The organism is Protofrankia sp. Cas8 (genome assembly GCF_963555845.1).
Taxonomy (GTDB): domain Bacteria; phylum Actinomycetota; class Actinomycetes; order Frankiales; family Frankiaceae; genus Protofrankia.
This window is the reverse complement of sequence record NZ_CAUVXI010000009.1, coordinates 49,284-57,512: the sequence shown is the minus strand read 5'-3', so window position 1 is coordinate 57,512 and position 8,229 is coordinate 49,284. Positions and strand designations below refer to the sequence as shown.

The following is an 8,229-nucleotide window of genomic DNA, read 5'->3' as shown; positions in this document are numbered from 1 at the left end:
CGCGCCGTGTCACGCGCCCTGTCACGCGCCTTTGTCAGGCGGTGTGCGGACGCAGGGAGGCGGCCAGGGTCCCCAGGTCGGCGGCGGACGCACCGCCCTCGCCGCCGCCGTCAGAGACGATCAGTACGACATCGCCGACCTGGCGGGTGAACGCGAGGTGGCCGGCATCGTCCCGCCTTTCCTGCCAGGACTCCCCCGCCAACCGTGCGGTCCCCGTCACCGGCCGGTCGCCCAGGACCCGCACTACCGCGTCGGCCGCATTGCCCTGGTTGAGCTGGGCGTACGTACGGTTGCCCGGACGGTCGACCACGTAGCCGATGCGCAGCTCGACCACGTTCGCGCGGGACGCACCGGGTGGCGGCTGCGTCCGGATCGACGTGGCCTTCCAGTAGCTGGGCAGACCCGCCGGTTCGGCGACGTCAAACGGTGCCGAACGCGCGAACGCGGCCAGCGGGGCGGCCGTGTCCACCGCGCTCACCGGGTCCGAGCCACCCCTTGGCATGAACAGGGTGAACAGCGCCACCCCAAGCATCACAACACCGAGGGACAGCACCATGTCCCGGATCGTTTCCTGACCGCGTCGTCGTGCCACCCGTCCATCCTGACGTCCCGTCCCGAGCCGGACCCGACGGGGCAGCCGACCCAAGGGCCAGGGGCGGGGCTGGGGTGGAGTGGAGTGGAGTGGAGTGGGCCAATTAACAGGACGCCGTGCGGCCCAGCCACACGCGCAAAGGCCGACTGGCGATAAACAATGGACGAGCGTCCGGCACGCCCCCTCCGCGTGCCGGACGCCCTCCTCCTGCGTGGCACCTTCGTTCTCTGGTGCCACCTTCGTTCTCTGTGCAGTTCGACGCACAACCGACGGCTGGCGTTGCGTCGGCACCGGCAACCGTGGTGTCAGACATCCGACACCCGATGGATCAACCACAGGCCAGGCGGCCTCGCAGTGGTACGCCCCCGACCGGCCGGGCGCTGAGATCGGCCGTCACACCGCCGGTGGGCGCACGGACGCGGGTGCAATTACGCTCGGATGCGTGGCAGCAGACAGCAACCTTCCTGATCCTCTCGCGGTCCAGGGGCAAGCGCCCGATCGCAACCTCGCTCTCGAGCTCGTCCGGGTGACCGAGGCGGCTGCGCTCGCCGCCGCCCGATGGGTCGGGCGCGGCGACAAGAACGGCGCGGACCAGGCCGCCGTCGACGCCATGCGGCGGCTCGTCGGCACGGTGTCGATGCGCGGGATCGTCGTCATCGGTGAGGGCGAGAAGGACGAAGCCCCGATGCTCTTCAACGGTGAGGAGGTCGGGTCGGGCGAGGGTCCCGAATGCGACGTCGCGGTCGACCCGGTGGACGGCACCACGCTCACCGCCAAGGGCATGAACAACGCGATCGCGGTGATGGCCGTGTCCGAACGCGGGTCCATGTACGACGCGAGCGCCTGCTTCTACATGGAGAAGCTGGTCACCGGACCTGAGGCCGCCGCCGTGGTGGACATCACAGCGCCCGTCGAGGACAACATCCGCGCCGTCGCCAAGGCCAAGGGCGTGCATCCACGGGATGTGACCGTCGTCGTCCTGGAGCGTCCGCGCCACGTCAACCTGGTCGAACAGATCCGTGCGGCCGGTGCCCGGGTGAAGCTCATCTCCGACGGGGATGTGGCCGGCGCGGTCATGGCCGCGTCCGCCGACACCGGCGCCGACCTGCTGCTGGGCATCGGCGGCACCCCTGAAGGAATCATCGCCGCGTGCGCGGTGGCCTGTATCGGCGGTGTCATCCAGGGACGGCTCTGGCCGCGGGATCCCGACGAGCAGAAAAGGGTCTTCGACGCCGGCCACGACCCCACGCGCGTTCTGACCACGCGCGAGCTCGTGAACAGCGACAACGTCTTCTTCGTCGCCACCGGCATTACCGACGGCGAGTTGCTGGCCGGGGTCCGCTACCGGCCCGGTGGGGCGAACACGTCATCCCTGGTCATGCGATCGCGCAGTGGGACGGTCCGCCGGGTGGACAGCCAGCACCAGTTGACCAAGCTCCAGGCCTACTCAACGGTGCCGTTCTGATCAGGGCAAGGACCCTGAGCAGCCCAACGGCTCCGGGCAAACCGCCGGCACCAGGTGAGCCGACGGCGAGCTGGCCGACGGCGGTGTTGCCGCTCCGGGCGGGCGCCTGGGTGACGCGCGTCGTCGTCGCGACCGCCGCTCGGCTGGACAGACCCGGTCCGCACGGACGCGCCACCCAGGTCACCACACTGCCCGACGCCGCCCGGTGCTTTCTGCGTCATCCCCGGCCACCGGTGCTGCTGGGCACCGTCGGGAGCCTGGCGACCGTGCGGCTCGCCCGTGGACGCTTCGGGCGGGCCGATGTCCTGGTCGCCGCGTCGATGGTGGCCATGCAGCCGTTCGTCGAATGGGCGGTCCACCGGGAGATCCTGCATGCCCAGCCGACCAGCCCGATCGGCCGTGCCTTCTACCGGACCGCCGGCCGGGGGCACGAGCAGCACCACCGTGACCCGACGAGCCTGGACACGATGTTCGTACGTCCGCAGGAGGTGCTTGGCGGCGGCACGATCGCCCTTGCCACAGCCGTTTTCGGATCACCTGGGGCGGCGACCGCGGCGCTGTGCACGGCGGCGGGCCTACTCGCCTACGACTGGACCCACTTCCTCATCCACAGCAGCTACCAGCCTCGAAGCAAAATGTACCGACGGCACTGGCGCAACCACCGTCTGCACCACTTCCGTAACGAGCGCTACTGGCTCGGAGTCACATCGAATATCGGCGACATCGTTCTGGGAACCAACCCGCCACGTGACGCGGTTGCGATCTCACCGACGGCAACGCGCGCACCTACCCGGTGAGTTGTCGCGGAGCCGCCCATATCCGCACCTGGTCGACGTACATGGTGACTGTCGCGGGTGTCTGGCTGGTCCGGCACGGGATCGCGGAGGTACAGCCCTTGTCCAGCTGCAGGGCCAGATGCATCGCAGACGTCGACGGGATCGGGTTGAACGCACCCGCGGTGCTCGGCGCGCTCACCGTCCATTCCGGCACACCGTTGAGATAGAACGTGATCGATCGGGGCAGCCACTCGACCGCGATCGTGTGCCACTGGGAGTAGTCGCCGGGCAGGTAGTGCCACTCCACATGATTGTTCGATCCGTTGTGGACGAAGCTCGACGCACCCTGGCGGTTTCCGTTGATCGCTTCTAGCAGGTCGATCTCACCGTCGGTGGGCCAGTGGCCGGACGCCGGCCACAGCAGCACCACCCCCGAGTAGCCATCCCCACGCTCAACCCGGACGCGGACCTCCCAGCGCCCATACCGCAGGTCGGTCTTGCTGGCGATCCCACCGGACAGATCCCGCCCGGCGGCGTCGAAGCCGCCGGTAAGACGCAGCGTGCCAGCCGCGACCGTGGCCCGGGCCGCCGACCGCGGGAAGGCAGCCGCGTTCGGGCTGTCATAGACCCACCAGTTTCGAAGGTCGACACCCTTGCCGTCGAACTGTTCGACGAACAGCGGGGCGCCCCAGGCCGCGACCGCCGAGGCCGATCGCGGGTCGGCGATACGCGCCGGCCCGCCGCCGAGCACGGCGGGGTCCGTGCACGCCGTGGCAGCACTGAACGCCACAACACAAGCCGCGAGCAGCGGCAGGACAACGCGGGGCCTGGTACGCATCTGAGGGCAACCCAACATCCGGGCGGGTCAGGCCCCCACTGACCCGCGCAGCCGGCTTTCCTGTTGCCAGCGAACCTAACACGGAAAGTAATCAGTCGGACGCGAAACGCTTACGTTGCGTGACGCGAATTGCCGGTCACCGGAGAGCACCCACATAGCACCGAAGACACCCGTTCTGCGGACGAACCCCGCTGAGGATGGACACCATTCAGCCGTGACCGTATTCCTGCGCCCCGACCGTATGCCGCCGGGTGAAACGAGCTCTGACCGGCTGGCCGGTCGCAGCATTCCGCGGGCCATTGTGCACACCGACCTCGTCAGTCAGGCTATTTCCTCGATGCACCTCGATGCACCTCGATAGCACCTCGATGCACATGGATGCACATGGGTGCACATGGATGCACAGAACCGGTTCTTGTAATCGTCTCCGGGGTTTCCCGTCGTGCTTTGTCCGGACTACCTACCGGGGCCGGTGGTACGGACGGGTGCGTCGCGCTGCTGACCTTTCAGCGACTGGTCCGGGTTCCGGGTGGGAATGGTGGTTGCGTCGGCGCCGGGATCGCTGGTCGCAGGACCGCCAGTCGGGGAACCGCTGGTCGCGGGGTCGCCGGTCGCGGGGTCGCCGGTCGAGGAGCCGCTGGTCGGGGACACGGACGCGATCGCCCTGCGCCCGGCAAGACCCAGCGCTCTGGCGAGGGGCGGCCCGGCGGCAGCCGACACCATCGCGACCGAAGCATCCAACGTGCCCGGGACGGTGACCGAACTACCGCCCGGTACAGCCGAATCCCCATGCCCACACGCACTGGTGGCCGACACTACGGCCAGAGCCGCGAGGCACGCCAGCAAACAACGGAGACTGGAACGCATGACCGCCGCCATCTCACCTGTCCAGGCGGCCGACCCAGTCGTTACCGCGAAGCTGTTCCCCGCGTTACCATTCTCCGCGTTATCATTTACCGCGTTACCATTCACCGCATCGATGCCAACGATAGCACCAGACGATGCCGAACCCGGGGAGATCTGTGCGACGCCGGGAACGACAACTGCCGGACAGTTGTTCCAGTGTCCACCCCACCCGAAAAGGCGTGATCGCGCCGTTTTGACCAGCCAGCCGAACAGTGCGAACGGATAAATAATTTGGCCTACATGTGTCCGGTCGATGATTCATGAACGACACATCGGGTCACCAGCCCGGTCGGCCTGAGCAATTGTGATCGATCTCATCATGATCAATACCATCTACCCGCCGACGCCTCCGTCAGTGGCCCGACCGGCGCGCCCGGCACACTCCCGGCCCACTCCGTGCCCACGCGGCGGATGGCGGCTCCGATCTGTCCGGCGGATCTTCGATCACGTGGCTCGGCCAGGCCCTAACCTCCAGGACGGAAGGTAGCCGTCGAACGGGTAACGACCGGTGGGAGCGGGAGCACATGAGCGAGCAGGACTACCGCATCGAGCACGACTCAATGGGCGAGGTGCGGGTGCCGGCCACAGCCAGGTGGCGGGCGCAGACGCAGCGTGCGGTCGAGAACTTCCCCGTGTCGGGCCAGCGGATCTCCCGGGCCCACATCGCCGCGCTCGCCCAGATCAAGGCAGCCGCGGCGACCGTCAACGCCACGCTCGCAGTCCTGGACCCGGAGATCGCCGCTGCGATCTGCGCGGCCGCCGTGGAGGTCATCGACGGGCGCTGCGACGAGCACTTCCCGATCGACGTATTCCAGACCGGCAGTGGGACGTCGTCCAACATGAACACCAACGAGGTGCTGGCGACGCTCGCCACCGAGCGGCTCGGCCGGCCGGTGCACCCCAACGACCACGTCAACGCCTCGCAGTCGTCCAATGACGTGTTCCCCTCCTCGATCCATGTCGCCGCGACGCAGGCGATCGTCCACGACCTCATCCCCGCGCTTGCCCATCTGGCCACGTCGTTGGAGCGCAAGAGCGTCGAGTTCGCCGAGGTCGTGAAGTCCGGGCGCACGCACCTGATGGATGCAACGCCGGTGACCCTCGGGCAGGAGTTCGGCGGATACGCGGCCGCGGTCCGCTACGGCGTGGAGCGCCTGCACGGCGCACTGCCGCGGATCGGTGAGCTGCCGCTGGGTGGCACCGCTGTGGGCACCGGCATCAACACCCCGCCGGGCTTTGCCGCGGCGGTCATCGAGCAGCTGGTCGCGTCCACCGGCCTGCCACTGTCGGAGGCACGCAACCACTTCGAGGCCCAGGCGTCCCGGGACGCTCTGGTCGAGGCGTCCGGTGTGCTGCGGGTGATCGCACTGTCCCTCTACAAAGTTGCCAACGACCTGCGGTGGGCGTCGTCGGGTCCGCGCGCGGGACTCGGGGAGATCCGCCTGCCCGACCTCCAGCCAGGATCCTCGATCATGCCCGGAAAGGTGAACCCGGTCATCCCCGAGGCCGTGTGCCAGGTTGTCGCGCAGGTCGTCGGTAACGACGCGGCCGTTGCGTTCGGTGGCTCCGCGGGCAACTTCGAACTGAACGTGATGTTGCCTGTAATCGCGCGGAACCTGCTTGAGTCGATCCATATCCTGTCCACCATCAGTCGACTGTTTGCGGACCGTTGCGTGGACGGCATCGTGGCGGACGTCGAGCGCTGCCGGCGGTTTGCCGAGTCCTCTCCGGCCATCGTGACGCCGCTCAACCGCTATATCGGATACGAAGAGGCCGCCAAGGTGGCCAAGCAGTCCCTGGCTGAGGAGAAGACGATCCGGGAGGTTGTCCTCGAACGCGGCTATGTGGCCGCCGGCACACTCACCGAAGAGCAGTTGGACGCCGCGCTGGACGTCCTGTCAATGACTCACCCGTAGAAACCCCAAGGCAGATATACCCTCGCCGATTTCCGGTCCGAAACATTTCCTCCGGGTCAGCGCCCGCTCGGACCCCGCACCGGTGCGATCACAGCGGCTGGGAAGGCGCCGGACCGTTCGTGGCCGGCGAACGGCGGGGGCCGTGGAAGACCCCCCAGCAAGCCCCCACGACCCCCGCACCCGGTTCAACGACACGATCCGGCGGAGGTTACGGGCAGTCGGAAGATTTTTTCGGCTGCGCCGGACGGATCCCCCCGCCCCGACCCGTGAACACCGAGCGCGTCCATGTCATCACCCGAAACGGGCTGTGCTGCCCGCCGGTGCGAAGGACCCTCGCGAAGAAGAAGTAACAACCTGGCGATTGAGGTGTCGCGGGCCTCCCGGCCGGATAGCCTCACAGTAATCGATCGTGGGGCTTTTACGTGAGGAGGTGACGATGTACGATTACGACCTCCTCGTCATCGGGTCGGGTCCGGGTGGGCAGAAAGCGGCTATCGCCGCCGCTAAGCTGGGCCGTCGGGTGGCGATCGTCGATCGTCGTGACATGGTCGGCGGAGTCTGTATCAATACCGGCACAATCCCGTCGAAAACGCTGCGCGAGGCTGTGCTCTACCTCACCGGCATGACTCAGCGGGAGATGTACGGGCAGAGTTACCGACTCAAGGACGACATTACGGTCGGCGACCTGTCCTCACGCACGCAGCATGTCATCGGACGTGAGATCGACGTCATTCGCAGCCAGCTCAGCCGCAACCGGGTCACCCTGCTCATCGGTACGGCGAGCTTCATCGACGCGCACACAATCAGCATCAAGGGTACCGACGAGGTCGACGAGCGGCGGGTCCACGCGGAAAAGATCATCATTGCGACCGGAACGCGGCCGGCCCGGCCGGACACGGTCGACTTCGACGGCCGCACCGTGGTCGACAGTGACCAGATCCTGGCCCTCGACAAGATTCCCGGCTCCATGGTTGTGGTCGGTGCCGGTGTGATCGGTATCGAGTACGCATCCATGTTCGCGGCGCTCGGTACGAAGGTGACGGTGGTCGAACGCAGGGACCGGATGCTCGACTTCTGCGACGTCGAGGTAGTCGAAGCTCTTAAATATCATCTGCGAGACCTTGCCGTAACATTCAGATTCCGCGAGTCGGTGGTGTCGGTGGGACGCCACAACGGCGGGACGTTGACGTTGCTGGAGAGCGGCAAGAGGCTGCCCGCGGACACCGTCATGTACTCGGCCGGTCGCCAGGGGCTCACCACGGCGCTGAACCTCGCCAACGCGGGTCTGAGCGCCGACAACCGCGGTCGGATCAAGGTGGGTTCGGATTTCCGGACCGAGATGGCTCACATCTACGCAGTCGGGGATGTCATCGGCTTCCCCGCCCTGGCCGCGACATCCATGGAGCAGGGCCGGCTCGCCGCCTACTCGGCCTGCGGCGAGGACGTTCATGTGATGCGGCACGACCTGATGCCCATCGGTGTCTACACCATCCCCGAGATCTCCTATGTCGGCAGCACCGAGGACGAGCTCACCGAACGGGCCGTGCCGTTCGAGGTGGGGATTGCCCGCTACCGGGAGCTGGCCCGAGGCCAGATCGTCGGAGATTCCTACGGCATGCTGAAACTCCTGGTCAGCTCAATCGACCGCAAACTGCTCGGCGTACACGTCTTCGGCACCGGTGCCACCGAGCTCGTCCACATCGGCCAGACCGTGATGGGCTGTGACGGCACGATCG

General features: G+C 67.3%; 6 protein-coding genes. 4 read left to right on the top strand and 2 right to left on the bottom strand.

What is annotated here, in order from left to right:
• Positions 1-34 precede the first annotated feature (34 nt).
• Complete coding sequence (locus U9977_RS03300) at positions 35-592, bottom strand: DUF4245 domain-containing protein (protein ID WP_322747659.1); 558 nt, start codon at positions 590-592, stop codon at positions 35-37.
• Positions 593-1,034: 442 nt separating this feature from the next.
• Here U9977_RS03300 and glpX point away from each other — a divergent pair, with 442 nt between their 5' ends.
• On the top strand, positions 1,035-2,057 hold the full coding sequence (gene glpX, locus U9977_RS03295; RefSeq protein ID WP_322747658.1) for a class II fructose-bisphosphatase: 1,023 nt from the start codon (positions 1,035-1,037) through the stop codon (positions 2,055-2,057).
• A gap of 110 nt (positions 2,058-2,167) precedes the next feature.
• Entirely contained in the window at positions 2,168-2,854 is a 687-nt protein-coding gene (locus tag U9977_RS03290) for a sterol desaturase family protein (protein ID WP_322747657.1), read from the top strand.
• On the opposite strand, the gene U9977_RS03285 is transcribed toward U9977_RS03290, so the two are convergent.
• Positions 2,844-3,671, bottom strand: a complete 828-nt coding sequence (locus U9977_RS03285) for a glycoside hydrolase family 16 protein (RefSeq protein ID WP_322747656.1) — start codon at positions 3,669-3,671, stop codon at positions 2,844-2,846. The genes U9977_RS03290 and U9977_RS03285 overlap by 11 nt on opposite strands.
• A 1,430-nt stretch (positions 3,672-5,101) precedes the next feature.
• Here U9977_RS03285 and U9977_RS03280 point away from each other — a divergent pair.
• Together U9977_RS03280 and sthA are read left to right on the top strand one after the other, a co-directional pair.
• Positions 5,102-6,493, top strand: coding sequence for a class II fumarate hydratase (locus tag U9977_RS03280; protein ID WP_322747655.1), 1,392 nt, complete (start codon positions 5,102-5,104; stop codon positions 6,491-6,493).
• Positions 6,494-6,929: 436 nt separating this feature from the next.
• On the top strand, positions 6,930-8,229 hold a 1,300-nt coding region (gene sthA, locus U9977_RS03275; RefSeq protein ID WP_322747654.1), incomplete at its 3' end, for a Si-specific NAD(P)(+) transhydrogenase.

What these genes read in the sequence shown, in the direction of transcription:
- U9977_RS03280 (WP_322747655.1), top strand. Translation starts at nt 5,102, where the DNA reads ATGAGCGAGCAGGACTACCGCATCGAGCACGACTCAATGGGCGAGGTG.
- U9977_RS03285 (WP_322747656.1), bottom strand. Translation starts at nt 3,671, where the DNA reads ATGCGTACCAGGCCCCGCGTTGTCCTGCCGCTGCTCGCGGCTTGTGTT.